Source organism: Nocardioides agri (assembly GCF_013778305.1).
Classification (GTDB): domain Bacteria; phylum Actinomycetota; class Actinomycetes; order Propionibacteriales; family Nocardioidaceae; genus Nocardioides; species Nocardioides agri.
Genome location: NZ_JACEIC010000002.1, coordinates 1,330,655 through 1,344,398 on the forward strand (window position 1 = coordinate 1,330,655; position 13,744 = coordinate 1,344,398).

At 73.0% G+C, this 13,744-nt stretch carries 13 protein-coding genes; 11 read left to right on the plus strand and 2 right to left on the minus strand.

Annotated elements, in window-relative coordinates:
- Window positions 1-14 precede the first annotated feature (14 nt).
- Complete coding sequence (locus HZF07_RS10945) at window positions 15-932, minus strand: phytanoyl-CoA dioxygenase family protein (protein WP_181645055.1); 918 nt, start codon at window positions 930-932, stop codon at window positions 15-17.
- A 171-nt stretch (window positions 933-1,103) separates the two neighbouring features.
- Between HZF07_RS10945 and HZF07_RS10950 the strand changes: the two genes are divergently transcribed.
- The 6 genes from HZF07_RS10950 (at window position 1,104) to HZF07_RS10975 (ending at window position 5,139) form a co-directional block, all read left to right on the plus strand.
- Window positions 1,104-1,889 (plus strand): SDR family NAD(P)-dependent oxidoreductase, encoded by a 786-nt coding sequence (locus tag HZF07_RS10950; protein WP_181645056.1) that lies wholly within the window; start codon window positions 1,104-1,106, stop codon window positions 1,887-1,889.
- A 137-nt stretch (window positions 1,890-2,026) separates the two neighbouring features.
- Window positions 2,027-2,317: a PqqD family protein gene (locus HZF07_RS10955; RefSeq protein ID WP_309504696.1), complete on the plus strand. Its 291-nt coding sequence runs from the start codon at window positions 2,027-2,029 to the stop codon at window positions 2,315-2,317.
- Between the two features lie 26 nt (window positions 2,318-2,343).
- Complete coding sequence (locus HZF07_RS10960; protein ID WP_157341610.1) at window positions 2,344-2,493, plus strand: hypothetical protein; 150 nt, start codon at window positions 2,344-2,346, stop codon at window positions 2,491-2,493.
- A 98-nt stretch (window positions 2,494-2,591) separates the two neighbouring features.
- Window positions 2,592-3,716 carry an asparagine synthase-related protein gene (locus tag HZF07_RS10965; protein ID WP_157341612.1) on the plus strand — a complete coding sequence of 375 codons (1,125 nt, stop codon included), beginning with the start codon at window positions 2,592-2,594 and terminating at the stop codon, window positions 3,714-3,716.
- Entirely contained in the window at window positions 3,716-4,162 is a 447-nt protein-coding gene (locus tag HZF07_RS10970; protein WP_157341614.1) for a lasso peptide biosynthesis B2 protein, read from the plus strand. The genes HZF07_RS10965 and HZF07_RS10970 overlap by 1 nt, the downstream gene beginning before the upstream one ends.
- On the plus strand, window positions 4,159-5,139 hold the full coding sequence (locus tag HZF07_RS10975) for a phosphoenolpyruvate carboxykinase (ATP) (protein ID WP_157341616.1): 981 nt from the start codon (window positions 4,159-4,161) through the stop codon (window positions 5,137-5,139). Before HZF07_RS10970 ends, HZF07_RS10975 begins: the two co-directional genes overlap by 4 nt.
- 10 nt (window positions 5,140-5,149) lie before the next feature.
- Here HZF07_RS10975 and HZF07_RS24415 read toward each other — a convergent pair whose 3' ends face one another.
- Window positions 5,150-6,232, minus strand: coding sequence for a nucleotidyltransferase domain-containing protein (locus HZF07_RS24415; protein WP_157341618.1), 1,083 nt, complete (start codon window positions 6,230-6,232; stop codon window positions 5,150-5,152).
- A 180-nt stretch (window positions 6,233-6,412) separates the two neighbouring features.
- Between HZF07_RS24415 and HZF07_RS24420 the strand changes: the two genes are divergently transcribed.
- The 5 genes from HZF07_RS24420 to HZF07_RS11005 all read left to right on the plus strand — a co-directional run bounded on the left by HZF07_RS24420 (window position 6,413) and on the right by HZF07_RS11005 (window position 13,704).
- A complete protein-coding gene (locus HZF07_RS24420) occupies window positions 6,413-8,461 on the plus strand; it encodes an ABC transporter ATP-binding protein (RefSeq protein ID WP_181645057.1) in 2,049 nt (682 codons plus the stop codon).
- Window positions 8,448-9,647 (plus strand): NAD(P)-binding domain-containing protein, encoded by a 1,200-nt coding sequence (locus HZF07_RS10990; protein ID WP_157341619.1) that lies wholly within the window; start codon window positions 8,448-8,450, stop codon window positions 9,645-9,647. The genes HZF07_RS24420 and HZF07_RS10990 overlap by 14 nt, the downstream gene beginning before the upstream one ends.
- Complete coding sequence (locus HZF07_RS10995; protein WP_157341621.1) at window positions 9,635-11,632, plus strand: thioesterase domain-containing protein; 1,998 nt, start codon at window positions 9,635-9,637, stop codon at window positions 11,630-11,632. Before HZF07_RS10990 ends, HZF07_RS10995 begins: the two co-directional genes overlap by 13 nt.
- Window positions 11,629-12,360 carry a polysaccharide deacetylase family protein gene (locus HZF07_RS11000; RefSeq protein WP_220131838.1) on the plus strand — a complete coding sequence of 244 codons (732 nt, stop codon included), beginning with the start codon at window positions 11,629-11,631 and terminating at the stop codon, window positions 12,358-12,360. Before HZF07_RS10995 ends, HZF07_RS11000 begins: the two co-directional genes overlap by 4 nt.
- A gap of 114 nt (window positions 12,361-12,474) precedes the next feature.
- Window positions 12,475-13,704 (plus strand): class I SAM-dependent methyltransferase, encoded by a 1,230-nt coding sequence (locus HZF07_RS11005; RefSeq protein ID WP_157341623.1) that lies wholly within the window; start codon window positions 12,475-12,477, stop codon window positions 13,702-13,704.
- The last annotated feature ends 40 nt before the right edge of the window (window positions 13,705-13,744 follow it).

The following is a 13,744-nucleotide window of genomic DNA, read 5'->3' on the forward strand; positions in this document are numbered from 1 at the left end:
TCAGGGTGGGTGGTTCAGCTCGAGTAGATGGCGTACTGCAGGAGCTCCTCCGGCACGCCCTCGTCGTACGGAGCGACGACCTCGGCAGGGAGGCGTTCCATGTCGGCGACCCGCAGGTAGTCGCGCATGGTCGTGCCGGTGCAGTGCGAGTCGACGTTGACGGCGCCGCGGCCGGCCTCGACGTCGCCGCGGTGGACGACCCGGAAGTCGACGCTGATCCGGGTCCTGCCGGACGTGTTCGGCACCGATGAGTGCAGCTGCGCTCCGGAGAAGACCATCACGCCGCCGACGGGCGGGACGGGCCGGATCTGCGGGTCGAGGTCGATCGGCTCCTCGGGCTTGGGCTGGTCACGGGTGTCCTCCCCCACCTGCGAGGCGGCGATGGCCCGGCTGTCGCGGTTCCACGCGTAGTAGTTGTAGCGCTCGCTGCCGTTCGCGACGGCCCGGTCGAAGTACCGCGGGTGGAAGGCCACCACGTTGTCCGGCGTCACGTCGTAGATGGGCAGCCACCAGTTCAGCTGCATCATCGGCGCGGAGTACCACGTGTCCCGGTGCGGGTGGAAGGCGTAGGCGATGCCCGTGGTCAGGTAGTTGTCGGAGGTCGAGGTCCTCAGCCGGGGTACGTCGAAGTAGGTGAGCTCGGGGTCGGCACCGTGCTCCTCGAGGATGGCCCGCAGGTGCGTCTTCGACTCCGGGTGGTGGATGAACGCGGGCTTGAGGGCGCCGAGGACCTCGGCGTACTCGTTGACGTCCATGTCGTACTGGACGGTCTCCGGGTCGCGACCGCCGAAGGCGTCCTCGATCATCGCGCGCGTGAACGAGACGAACTCGCGGATGCTGGGCGAGTGCGTGTGCACGAAGATGTCGCCGGAGTAGAGCGCGTGGCGACGCTCGTCGTCGGTGCACGTCGGGTCGACGATCACACTGGTCACGGAAGCCTCCATCGGGCAGTTTCTGGCAGGGGTCCTCGACTCGTGATCAGACCTGACTCCCCGGACGGGCACGCTGGTTCCTCACCCGCTTACCTCACTTTGGGGAGTCGTGCGTGCCGTCGCGCGGAACGGTGCCGCGGACCGGGCCGAGGCGGGCCATACTTCGGCATCGTGGACCTCCAGCTGACGGGCAAGCGCGCCTTCGTGACCGGCGGCAGCCGGGGCATCGGTCTCGCCATCGCGCGCGGCCTGGCCCGGGAGGGCGCCGTGGTCTCGATCGGTGCCCGGAACCCCGACGGGCTGGCAGCGGCCGTCGACGGACTCGGCCAGGAGGGGTTGACGGTCCACCCGTACGTCGTGGACGTCCTGGACCAGGCCGGGCTCGCCGCGGTCGTGGCCCGGTCGGCCGAGGAGCGTGGCGGGCTCGACCTGGTCGTCACCAACGCCGGCGGCTCGCGCGGTGGCGGCCTGCAGACCTCCACCCCGGACGACTGGGCCCACACCCTCGACATCAACGTCGTGCACGCGGCCACCGCGATCAGAGCGGCAATCCCGTGGCTGGAGCGGTCCGGCCAGGGGGCGGCACTCGTGATCGGGTCCATCAGCGGCTGGAAGCCGCGGGCCAGCTCGTCGTACGCCGTCGCGAAGGCCGCCGAGATCCACCTCGCACCCACGCTCGCGGTCGAGCTGGCCCGCGAGCGGATCCGGGTGAACACGCTCAGTCCGGGCGCTGTCCTGTTCGAAGGCGGCCGGTGGGCAGCCACCCGGGCCAAGGACCCCGACGGCCACGACCGCTTCGTCGCCGACAACCTCCCCGGTGGCCGGCTCGTGACGCTCGAGGAGGTGGCCGACACGGCCTGCTTCCTGCTCAGCCCGCGCGCGTCCGGGATCAATGGCGCCCACATCGCCGTCGACGGCGCCCAGGACCGGCCCACCGACCGGCCCGTCTATCCCTGAGGCCCGTCGCATACACAATTCTGAGGAACCCGACCCGGAGCGCCACTCGGGGTGTGTCCCGTGCTCCATACCGTTTGGGCCAGGCCGCGCCGTGGGGGACGGTGCGAACGACCCGGACGGGAAACATGAGACTTCGCGTGGACGACATCACCTGGCGGGAGATCGACGGCGACCTCGTCATCCTCGACCTGCGCTCGTCGACCTACCTGACGGCCAACGCCAGCGCGACGGTGCTGATGCGGGAGCTTGCCGAGGACAGGACGTTGCAGCAGCTGATCGAGTCCCTGGCGGACGCCTACGACATCCCGCACCGGCGCGCCGAGGAGGACGTGCTGGCCTTCGTCGAGGACCTCGACGAACGCGGTCTGCTCGAGAGCGGGCGGCGCGACCGCCGCAAAGACCCCGTCGCCGCTTCCGGCGGCAGGTGACCCCCGAGCACTAAGGAGGTGAAGCGGTGCACGAACACTATGAGTCACCCAAGCTGACGCAGGTCGGATCGGTCCTGGGACTGACCCAAGGAGAAGGTTTCCTGGGCTCGGACGACAACTTCGTCTTCCACATCGGTCGGATCACGATCGACATCCCGTACGGCACGGCCTCGTGAAGCTCGGCGAGGACCGGGGGGCTCGGCAGGACTCCTGCCGTCCCCCCGGTCGTCGTCGAGCCCCGTCGCCTGCCGACCCGTTCCTGCGTCCCGACCCGATGGAGGTCGCGACGGGCTGGGTCTACGGCTCCGTCCCACCGACGCCGCTGCCGCGCGCCAGCGCGACCCCACGCGCCGCACTCGACGACGCCATCCGCCCGGCCCTCGTCGCCGGTCGCTGCTACGTCACGTTCTCCGGCGGGCGCGACTCCTCCGCCGTCCTGGCGGCCGCGACCGCACTGGCCCGCCGGGAGGGGCACGCGCTCCCGGTCCCGATCACCCGCGTCTACGGCGACCTCCCCGAGACCGACGAGTCGGACTGGCAGCGCGCCGTCATCGACCACCTCGGACTCACCGAGTGGATCCGCCTCGAGCTCGGCGGCGGCGAGTCCGACCTGCTCGGCCCGGTCGCTCGCGCCACGCTCGCGCAGCGCGGACTGCTGTGGCCGCCGGCCCTGCAGACGCACGGCGTCCTGTTCCAGCACCTCCGTGGCGGCTCCCTGCTGACCGGCGAAGGTGGCGACGCCGTGCTCGGCGCGCGCCGCGTCACCCCGCTCACGGGCCTCCTCCGCACCCGGCGCCCCGACCGCGCCCTGCTCAAGCACGCGGCGTACGCCGTCCTGCCGCGCCCGGGTCGCCGCCGGTTCGCTCGGCGAGCGTCGCAGGCCAGCCCGCAGCACCGCTGGCTGCGGCCCGCCGCGTTCGAGCAGCACGTGCGGCTCCTGTCCGCCGACATGGCCGCCGAGCCGCTCGACTACGGGGCGGCAACCCGGGCCATCCCCCGGCAGCGGGCCTTCGCCACCATCGTCCACAACCACACCGCGGCAGCCGCCGAGTACGGCGTCCGGGCATCCGATCCGTTGCTCGACCCGCGCTTCGTCGCGGCGCTCGCGCGCTTCGGCGGCCACACCGGCCTGCTCGGTCGCACGGCGACGATGCAGGCGCTGTTCTCCGACGTCCTCCCGGCGGCTGTCCTGGCGCGGACCACGAAGGCGTCGTTCAACCGGGCGCACGCCGGCGAGGCCACCCGCGAGTTCGCCCGGACATGGGACGGCAGCGGGGTCGACGAGGACCTGGTCGACCCCGAGCAGCTCCGCCGCGTCTGGCTCTCCGACCGGCCGACGATGGCAACCGGTGTCCTGCTGCACAGCGCCTGGCTCGCGAGCGAGAGGGCGGCCGTGTGATGCCCCGCGTACCCCGGGTCCGGTTGGCGGAGGTGCCGGCGCTCCTGGCGGCCGCCGCCGCGGCCGCGGTGGTCGAGGCCGGCCTGCGGGTCACCACCCTGCCTGGCCTGGCCCGGGCCCTGGGGGCGCCGCTCGCGGTCGGCCTGGAGTCCTACGTGAAGCCGGCCGGCGACGCTGCCCTCCCCGAGTGGGCGCAGGTCCGCGTGCGCGCCGCTCGCCGCGTCCTCCAGCACTGGCCCTTCGGCGACACCTGCCTGCGCCAGGCGCTGGTGACCGGCTGGCTGCTGCGCCGGCTCCGACCGTCGCTCCACCTCGGTGTCGCGAAGGTCGACGGCGAGGTGCGCGCCCATGCCTGGCTGCTCGTCGACGGGATGGCCGTCGACCCGCGGTTCGCGGTGTCGTCGTACCAACCCCTGGTGAGCGCTCGGACGGGACCGGCCGGATGAGCGCCCCCACGACCCGGATCTACGGGCTCACCATCCGATCCCAGGTCCCGCTGCACCAGGACCGACCCGCCCTCGCGGGGATGCCCGTCGACCTCGAGGTCCTGCTGGGGGAGCCCGCGGCGCCGGTGCGATCGACCCCGCCGGGCCGCCTGCTCCTCGACCTGAGCGGGAGTCGGCGCTACTACGCCGCGAGCGTCGACGCCGACGGGTTCCACCTCCGGTTCTTCGGCACGTGCGACGTCGACATCGACCCCGGCCTGGGTCGGGCCACCGTGCACCCGGTGCCGACCGCCGACCCGGACCTGGTGTCGGTGCTCGTGAGCGGGACGGTGCTGGCCTTCGTGCTGGCCATGCGCGGCGAGGCGGTGCTGCACGCGAGTGCCGTGCAGGTCGGCGACGCGGCCCTGGCCTTCGTCGGCGCCTCAGGCATGGGCAAGTCCACGATGGCGACGCTGCTGTGCGCGGCTGGCGCTCGACTGGTCACCGACGACGTGCTGAGGGTCGACACGACCGGGTCCGTGCCCCGGTGCTCCCTCGGAGCGACCGAGCTGCGACTTCGCAAGGGCGCCGAGGTCCTGGCCGGCCGGTTCTCGAGCACCGGCCCGACCCTGCGTACGACCGGCGACGGGCGCCGGGCCCTGGGTCCGTCAGCGTCGACGACCGAGGGCCTCCCGCTCGCCGGACTGGTCGTCCCGCTGCCCGACCACTCCCCCGATCGACGTGCCGTCGAGCTGACCCGGCTGGCACCCTCCGAGGCGCTGGTCCTGCTCGCCCAGTTCCCCCGGGTGCTCGGGTGGCAGGACGACCAGGTGCGCCGCAGCACGTTCCAGCAGCTCGCTGACGTCGTCGACCGGGTGCCGGTCCACCTCGCCCGGCTGCCCTGGGGGCCGCCGTTCGCGGACGACGTCGTCCCGTCCGTCCTGCGCGCGACCGGGCTGGGCTCGGACGGGCTCGTCGATCAGGGACTCGCGTCGTGACCGACCACCGTCACTGCTGCGCTGCCGGACGACGGGAGACCCGTTCCACCTCGGCGAACCAGGTCGCGACGTCCCTGCGTCCTGCCGGCCCGACGGCCGCCGCGGTGGGGGCCCGACGCGCCCTGTTCAACGCACCCAGGAAGGCGTTCCGCATCGCCGTCCATGCCGTCGCCGAGGCACTCGGCCGAGCCGCCCGCGCGACCAGTCGCGGCCAGGAGGCTTCGCGCCGCACCGCAGGGACCGGCAACACGGAGTCGACCGCCGCCATCAGCCTCCCGAAGTTGCGCGAGAGGCCGAGCCTTCGTCCCAGGTCAGACGGCACCGGCGTGCCCAGGACCCGTTCGGCCCGCCCGAGCACCAGCCAGACCTGGGGCCCCGCTCCCCACGACCGGGCCCGCCGGACGACCTCGTCCCAGTCGTCGACCCGGCGTGCCGCCTGGTCCACGTCCAGCAGGTGGAGCAGGCGCACCGCGCCCGAGAGCGCGGCGTGGTGGCACAGGTGCACCAGGGTGTCGACGGGGTCGAGCGTGCGCACCTCGACCGGTCCGACCATCAGCGGGACGCTGCGCTCGATCAGCTCGGAGGTGGGGGCGTTGAACCTGCCGCGGAGGGTCTCCGACAGCACCAGCGACCAGTGCAGGTCGACGACCGCTCCTCCGGCCCGGCCGAGCTCCAGCTCGCCGGCCACCTCGCCGTTGAGCAGGTCGTCGGAGGTCGCCAGGACGTGCCACCCCGAGTCGAGCAGGCGCTCCCCTGCGTGCCGCACGTCCGCCGGGGCGACCAGGACGTCGAGGTCGTTGTACGACCTGAGGCCCGCGACGGGGTGGAGCGACTCGGACAGGACCGGTCCCTTCACGACCAGCCACGGGGTGCCCGCGAGCGTGCTCGCGATGGCCGCCAAGGAGGCGGTGACCCGGACGTGCTGGTTCAGCGCGTGGTCCCGGTCCTCGCGGAGGAGCGCCGCGAGATCCGGTCGGGCATCTCGCAGCGCGACGTGCGCGAGCGGTGCGATGCGGTGGAAGCGCACCGCCCGGACCAGCTCGCCCCCGACGTCGACGGACCGGGGCAGGTCGGGGGCGCGGCCCCGGCACACGTCGACGCACGCTGCATCGACGGCACGACGAATGGTCCTGTCCACCACTGCGTCTCCACTGTCCTTCCCGACGGGATCGGCGAGCCACCGCCACGCTAGCCCAACCGGCCCCGACGGCGGACGGTCTCGGGAGAACGAGACCGGGCGAGCCGAGGGGCCGCGACGCGAGGGGGTGACCCGGTGAGCCGCGGGGTCGAGCCATCGGACCCGCTCGCGCTCCAGGTCGCCGCGCGGTCGGGCAGCCGGTCCGCGGGCCGGCTCGGCGCCCTCGTGCGCCGCAGCCTGTCCCTGGTCTGGGCCTCCGGACGGGGGATCCTCGTCGCGCTGATCGCCGTCCAGCTCCTGGCCGCTGCTGCCTTGGCGGCCCAGGTGGTCGCCGTCGAGCGGGTGCTGAACGGGGTCATCGACGCGGTCGACGGCACGGTGCTCGACTCGGCGCTGCTGCCGGTCATCGCCCTGGCGGCGTGCTCGGCGCTCGCGGCTGCGGCGTCCGCCGTCCAGGGCCAGCTCCAGCGGCTCCTCGGCGAGTCCGTCGCCCGCACGATGTGGGGGAAGGTGCTGGGCGTGGCCACCGGTGTCGGCCTCCGGCACTTCGAGTCGCCCGAGTTCTACAACCGCCTCAACCGGGTCCAGACCAACGCGCTGGTGCGGCCCTACCAGGTCACCCAGGGCCTGCTCTCCATGGGCAGCGCTCTCGCAGCGAGCGTGGCCCTCGGCATCACCCTGATCGCGATCTCCCCGCTGCTGCTGCCCCTGGTCGTGGTCGCCGGCGTCCCGCTCCTGCTCACCAGCGCCCGCGAGTCGCGCATCGAGTTCGACTTCTCGGTGCGCCAGACCCCGGCCGTCCGGCTCCGCAGCTACTTCGCCCTGCTGCAGAGCGGGCGCGACGAGGCCAAGGAGGTGCGTGCCTTCGGGCTCACCGACTGGCTCGCCGCCCGCTTCGACGCGTTGTACGGCGCGTACCTGCACGACCTGCGGGCCCATGTGCTGCGCCGGGGCGTGCTCAGCCTCATCGGTCAGCTGGGCTCGGCACTCGTGCTCGGGGCCACGCTGATCGCGCTCGTGGTGCTCATCGACCGCGGCGACATCGACGTCGCGGCCGCCGGTGCCGCGATCGTCGCCATCCGCCTCCTCGCGACCCAGGTGCAGGCGGTGTTCCGCGGCGCGCAGTCGGTCTTCGAGTCCGGGCTCTTCCTCGACGACCTCGAGCAGTTCCTCGCGCTCGGCGAGTCCGCGACCGACGACGCCGACGGTCCGGACGCGCCGGACGGGTTCGACGTGGTGCGGGTCGAGGACGTCCGGTTCCGCTACCCCGACGCCGACCGGGACGCGCTGTGCGGCGTCGACGTGGAGCTGCGCGCGGGCGAGGTGGTCGCCCTCGTCGGCGAGAACGGCTCGGGCAAGACGACACTGGCCAAGGTCCTGGCGGGGCTCTACGAGCCCGACGGCGGGCGAGTGACCTGGGACGCGCAGGACGTGGCCTCGTTCGGCGCTGCGAGCCTGCGCCGGCGCATCGCCGTGGTGTTCCAGGACTTCGTGCGCTACGCGCTGCCGGCGACCGACAACATCGCGCTCGGCCGCGTCGACGTCCCCGTCGAGCCCGCGCGGGTGCGGTCCGCGGCGGCGGCAGCCGGCGCCGAGGGCCTGCTCGACGCCCTCCCCAACGGCTTCGACACCGTGCTCTCCCGGCTGTTCGCAGGCGGCACCGACCTGTCGGGCGGCCAGTGGCAGCGGGTGGCGCTCGCGCGCTCGTTCTACCGGGACGCCCCACTCGTCATCCTCGACGAGCCGAGCTCCTCGCTCGACCCGCGCGCCGAGCACGACCTGTTCGCCACGCTCCGGGACTCGCTGCGCGGGCGCACCGCACTCTTCATCTCGCACCGGTTCTCGACCGTCCGGGGCGCGGACCGCATCTACGTGCTCCACGAGGGCCGGATCGCGGAGCAGGGCACGCACGACGAGCTCATGACCCGTGACGGGCGGTACGCCGAGCTGTTCCGGCTGCAGTCCGAGCTCCGGATCACCGGGGACGAGGCCGGCATCCCGGCGGCGCCGGACGGCTCGGCGTACCCAATGACGATGAAGGCGACGGCGTTCCCCCAGGTGGACGTGCCGGCCCCGGCAGAGTCCTCTCAGCAAGCGCACGATCCCGGAGGTTCGCAGCCGCGGCTCGGGTCCGTTCCAGCGCTGCACCACCGGAGGGAGACCTGGACTGATGATCGAGTGTGACACCGCCGTCGTGGGGGCCGGGCCCTACGGCCTGTCCGTCGCAGCGCACCTGCACGGGAGACGCGCCGACTTCCGGGTCTTCGGTCAACCGCTCGACACCTGGCGGACCGCGATGCCGCGCGGCATGTTCCTCAAGTCGGACGGCTTCGCCTCGAACCTGTCGGCACCGGAGCCGGGCGCGACGCTGGCCGACTACTGCCGCGAGCGCGGCCTGCCCTACCACCCCACGGACGAGCCTGTCCCGCTCGAGACCTTCATCTCCTACGGTCTCGACTTCCAGCAGCGCTACGTGCCCGATCTCGAGCAGCAGAACGTCACCTCGATCGCCCGCGACGGGCGAGGGTTCCGGTTGCGGCTCGACGATGGCGAGGAGTTCCGCGCCAAGCAGGCGGTCGTCGCCGCGGGCATCACCCACTTCGCCGCGATGCCCCACATCTTCGACGGGATCTCGCCGGAGCTGGTCACCCACTCCAGCGCCCACCACGACCTCTCCCGGTTCAAGGGGCAGCGGGTGACGGTGGTCGGTGCCGGCGCGTCCGCCGTAAACCTCGCCGTGTGGCTGGCTCGTGCCGGCGCGGAGAGCCGGCTGGTGGCGCGTCGCGACTCAGTGCACTTCTCGTCCCCGCCGACCGGGCGGAGCCGCACCTTGATCGAGAAGCTCCACCGGCCCGGCTCCGGGCTGGGGCCGGGGTGGCGGTCCCGGGCGAGCTGTGACGCCCCGGACCTGTTCCGGCTCGTGCCCGCGAAGTGGCGGCCCGAGATCGTGCGGCGCCACCTGGGCCCGAGCTCGGCCTGGCACCTCAAGGAGCCGTTCGAGTCCTCGGTCGAGGTGTTCACCGCGCGCTCGATCCAACGGGCAGTGGCGACCGACGACGGCGTGCGGCTGGTGCTGGCGAGCTCGCAGGACGAACCGACTCTGACGATCGAGTCCGACCACGTCATCTGCGCCACCGGCTACCAGGCGGACCTCAACCGGCTCAGCTTCCTCGACGACGAGCTGCGGACCGAGGTGCGGACGGTCGGACGGGCCCCGGTCCTCTCCCACCGCTTCGAGTCCTCGGCGCCCGGTCTGTACTTCCTCGGCCTCTCCGCCGCAGTGTCGTTCGGGCCGCTGATGCGATTCATGCACGGTGACGAGTTCGCCGCGCGCCGGATCACGCAGGACCTCCTCCGGTGTGCCGCCTGACCGTCGCCGAGCTGCGTCCGGGCAGTGACGGCACCCTCTTCCTCCTCGGCGGCGCCGGGGCATCGACCGAGGAGCTCGTGCCCCTCGTCGAGGGCCTGCCGGCCGGACCGAGGGTGGTCGCCCTCGCGCTGGCGGCGGACCCGGGCTCGGCCGACACGGTCGCCTCGATGGCAGCCGTCGCCGCGTCCGCCGTCGGTGCCGAGCAGCCGGAGGGTGCGCTCCGGCTGCTCGGCTACTCCTTCGGCGGCCTCCTCGCGCTGGAAGCCGCGGAGCTGCTCACCGCCGCGGGCCGGAGCGTGGCCTTCGTCGGCCTCGTCGACTCGTTCTTCGACCAGCGCCACTGGCCGACCGGCCTGTTCGCCCGCGCGACCGCCCGTCGGACGTGGGTGCACCTCCGCGACATCACCGGCCGACCACCGGTCCAGGCCCTGCGGGAGCTCTCGGCGCGGTCGGCGCGGCTGACCAGGAGGCTGCGCCGCCGACGCGGACCTGCACAGCCCGCCGTGGCGGCGCTCGCCACGCCCCAGGACCGCAACCTCGCCGTCATGGCCTTGTGGCAGCCGAGGGTCGTCGACCGGCCGGTCACGCTCTTCGCGGCGACCGAGGCGGACTTCGGCTGCGACCTGGCCGAGCTGTGGCGCCCCTGGCTCCCGCAGCTGGAGGTACGCCGCGTGTGGGGCAACCACCTCGACCTGACCCAGACCTCCGTCGGTGCGGCCCGGCTCGCCCGAGCCGTGAGCCGGGCCGTCGAGCCGACGTCCGGACACCTGACGGTGCTCGTCGCGAGCACGTTCCGGTGGCCCGGTGCGGCCCGGCTCGCAGCGGACCTGACCGAGGTCGGCTGCACGGTCGACGGCGTCGCTCCTCGGGGCAGCGCCCTGCACGTCGTCTCCGCGGTCCGGCGCAGCCATCCGCTCGGCCTCGTCGACCCCGTCGGGTCCCTCCGGTCGGCGATCGAGGCCTCCGAGCCGGACCTCGTCATCCCCTTCGACGACCGCACCCGGCAGGTCCTGGCGCGGATCCACGCGGAGTCCGACCCCACCACCGCGTCCGGCTCGCGCATGCGCGAGCTGCTCGAGCAGTCGCTCGGCTCCCCGGGCACGTTCGCCTCGGTCTACTCCCGCAACGGGCTGATGGAGCTCGCGCGCGACGCCGGCGTCCTCTGCCCGCCGACCGCAGCGGTCAACTCCGCGGCGGACATCGCCGCGTGGATGGGACGCAACCCCGGACCCGCGGTGCTCAAGACGGACGGGAGCTGGGGCGGCCGGGGCATGGCGATCCTGCGCACCGACGCCGAGGCCGGGGTCGCGTGGCGCGATCTGCACCGCCGTCCTTCCCTCGCGCGGGCGCTCAAGCGCCTCGTCGTCGAGCGTGACCCGTGGGCGCTGCGGGCGTGGGTCGCCGGCACCCGACCGACGGTCTCGATCCAGAGCTACATCGAGGGCCGGCCCGCCAACGCCGCGGTCGCCTGCCATCGCGGAACCGCACTGGGTGCCGTCCAGGCCGAGGTGGTCGAGAGTGACGGCCCCACCGGGCCCTCGACCGTGCTCCGGGTCGTCGACCACCCCGACATGGACTACGCGGTCAAGTCGATCGTCAGCCGGCTCGAGCTCTCCGGGCTGTGCGGGCTCGACTTCATCCTCGACGCGGACGGCCGCGCCCACCTGCTCGAGCTCAACCCACGCGCCACGCCCACGTCCCACCTCATCGGCGCAGACGGCGCCGACCCGCTCACGCTGCTCCGCGCGGTCCACGGGTACGACGAGCCGCCGGCGCGCACGGCGTCGTACCCCGGGGGCCTGGTGGCACTGTTCCCCCAGGAGCTGGTGCGCGACGCCGGCAGCCGCTACCTGCAGTGCGCGCACCACGACGTCCCGACCTACGCGCCCGACCTGGTGGCGGCCGCCTTGGCGAGGCCCCGCGGCCGGCGCCGGGGATCGACGCCGAGGATCGCCCCGGCAGTGGTGGAGGCCGAGGTGCCGTGAGGCGGGACGACTTCGAGCTGGCAGGCACGGTGGGTAGCGGGACGGACGCCCGGTGGGCGGTCAACCTCACCGTGCACGGGATCGGGCGGCCCGCTCGACCGCTGGATCCCGGTGAGGACGACACGTGGATCACGGTCGAGCAGCTCGACGGCCTGCTGGACGCCGCCGTGGGGCGTCCGGAGGTCACCATCACGTTCGACGACGGCAACCTGTCCGACCTCGAGATCGGGCTGCCCCGCCTCCAGGAGCGCGGCCTGAGGGCTCGGTTCTACGTCTGCGCCGGACTTCTGGGGCAGCCGGGCCGGCTCGACGCTGCGGACGTGCGCGAGCTCCACGCTGCCGGGATGGTCATCGGCTCCCACGGCTGGTCCCACCGGGACTGGCGGTCGCTGGACTGGAGCAGGGGCGAGGCGGCGGAGGTCCAGGAGGAGATGGTGCGGGCCCGGCGAGAGCTCGAGCGACTCACCGGTTCGGAGGTGTCCGAGATCGCCATCCCGTTCGGCTCCTACAACCGCCACGTCCTGCGCGCCCTGCGCCGGACCGGGGCGACGCGCGTCTACACGAGCGACGGCGGTTGGGCGCGCCGAGGTGCCTGGCTGCAGGCACGCACCAGCATCCGCAGCACCGACGGGCCGGACTGGCCCCAGCGCGTGATGATCGCCCGGCCCACGCTCGGCCGGCGGGTGCGCAACCGGGTGGCCGGCACGGCCAAGCGGCTCCGCGGGTGAGCGGGCTCCCCCATTCTCGGTAGGTCCGGCCCAAGCCGCTCGGTGACCGCCAGGCGGGCACCTAGCGTCGACCGTGACCGAGCACCGAGAACCAATCGAAACGGAAGGGGTCGGATGAACGCCCCGAAGTGCCGTCTCTGTGGAGACGACCTGACTCAGACCTTCGTCGACCTCGGCACGTCGCCGCCCTGCGAGAGCTACCTCGACGCCGACCAGCTGGACCGTGGCGAGACGTTCTACCCGCTCCACGTCCGGATCTGCTCGTCGTGCCTGCTGGTCCAGCTGCCGGCGTACCTCGCGGGTGAGGACATCTTCAGTCACTACGCGTACTTCTCGTCCTACTCCGAGTCGTGGGTCGCCCACGCGAAGCGGTACGTCGACGCAGCGGTCGCCAGGCTGGACCTCGATGAGACCTCGCTGGTGGTCGAGGTCGCCAGCAACGACGGCTACCTCCTGCAGCACGTCCGCGACCTGGGCATCCGCTGCCTGGGCATCGAGCCCGCGGCGAACATCGCCGAGGTCGCCCGCGCGAAGGGCATCGACACCGTCTGCGAGTTCCTCGGGGAGGCGACGGGCACCGAGGTCTCCGCCGCGCACGGGAAGGCCGACCTGGTCGCCGCCAACAACGTCTTCGCGCACGTGCCCGACATCGTGGACTTCGCTCGCGGCCTGCGCGCGCTGCTGAAGGACGACGGCACCCTGACCATCGAGATCCCGCACCTGCTGCGGCTGATCGAGGACCGGCTCTACGACACGATCTACCACGAGCACTACTCCTACCTCTCCCTGATCACGACGCAGCGGGTGCTGGCCGAGGCCGGCCTCACGGTGGTCGACGTCGAGGAGCTGACGACCCACGGCGGTTCGCTCCGCACCTGGTCGATGCCGACGGAGAGCGCTCCGGAGCCGAGCGCCAGGGTCGCCAAGGTCCTGGCCGACGAGCGCCGAGCCGGGCTGGACACCGTCGAGGGGCACGCGGGGTTCGCCCAGGTCGTCAGCGCGGCCCGCGACGACCTCGTGGACTTCCTCATCCAGGCTCGCCGCGAGGGCGCGACCGTGGCCGGGTACGGCGCACCCGGCAAGGGCAACACCCTCCTCAACCACGCCGGTGTGCGTGAGGACCTCCTCGCCTACACCGTCGACCGCAGCACCTTCAAGCAGGGCATGTTCCTGCCCGGCACGCACATCCCGATCCATGCGCCGGAGAAGCTCGCCGAGACCAAGCCGGACTACATCCTGATCCTTCCCTGGAACCTGCGCGAGGAGATCACCGCGCAGCTCGCGTACACGCGCGAGTGGGGGGCACGGCTGTTGGTCCCGCTGCCGAGGCTCGAGGTCTACTGACCGACCACCGCGCCCGTTGAGCCCGTCGACCACCCGTGGG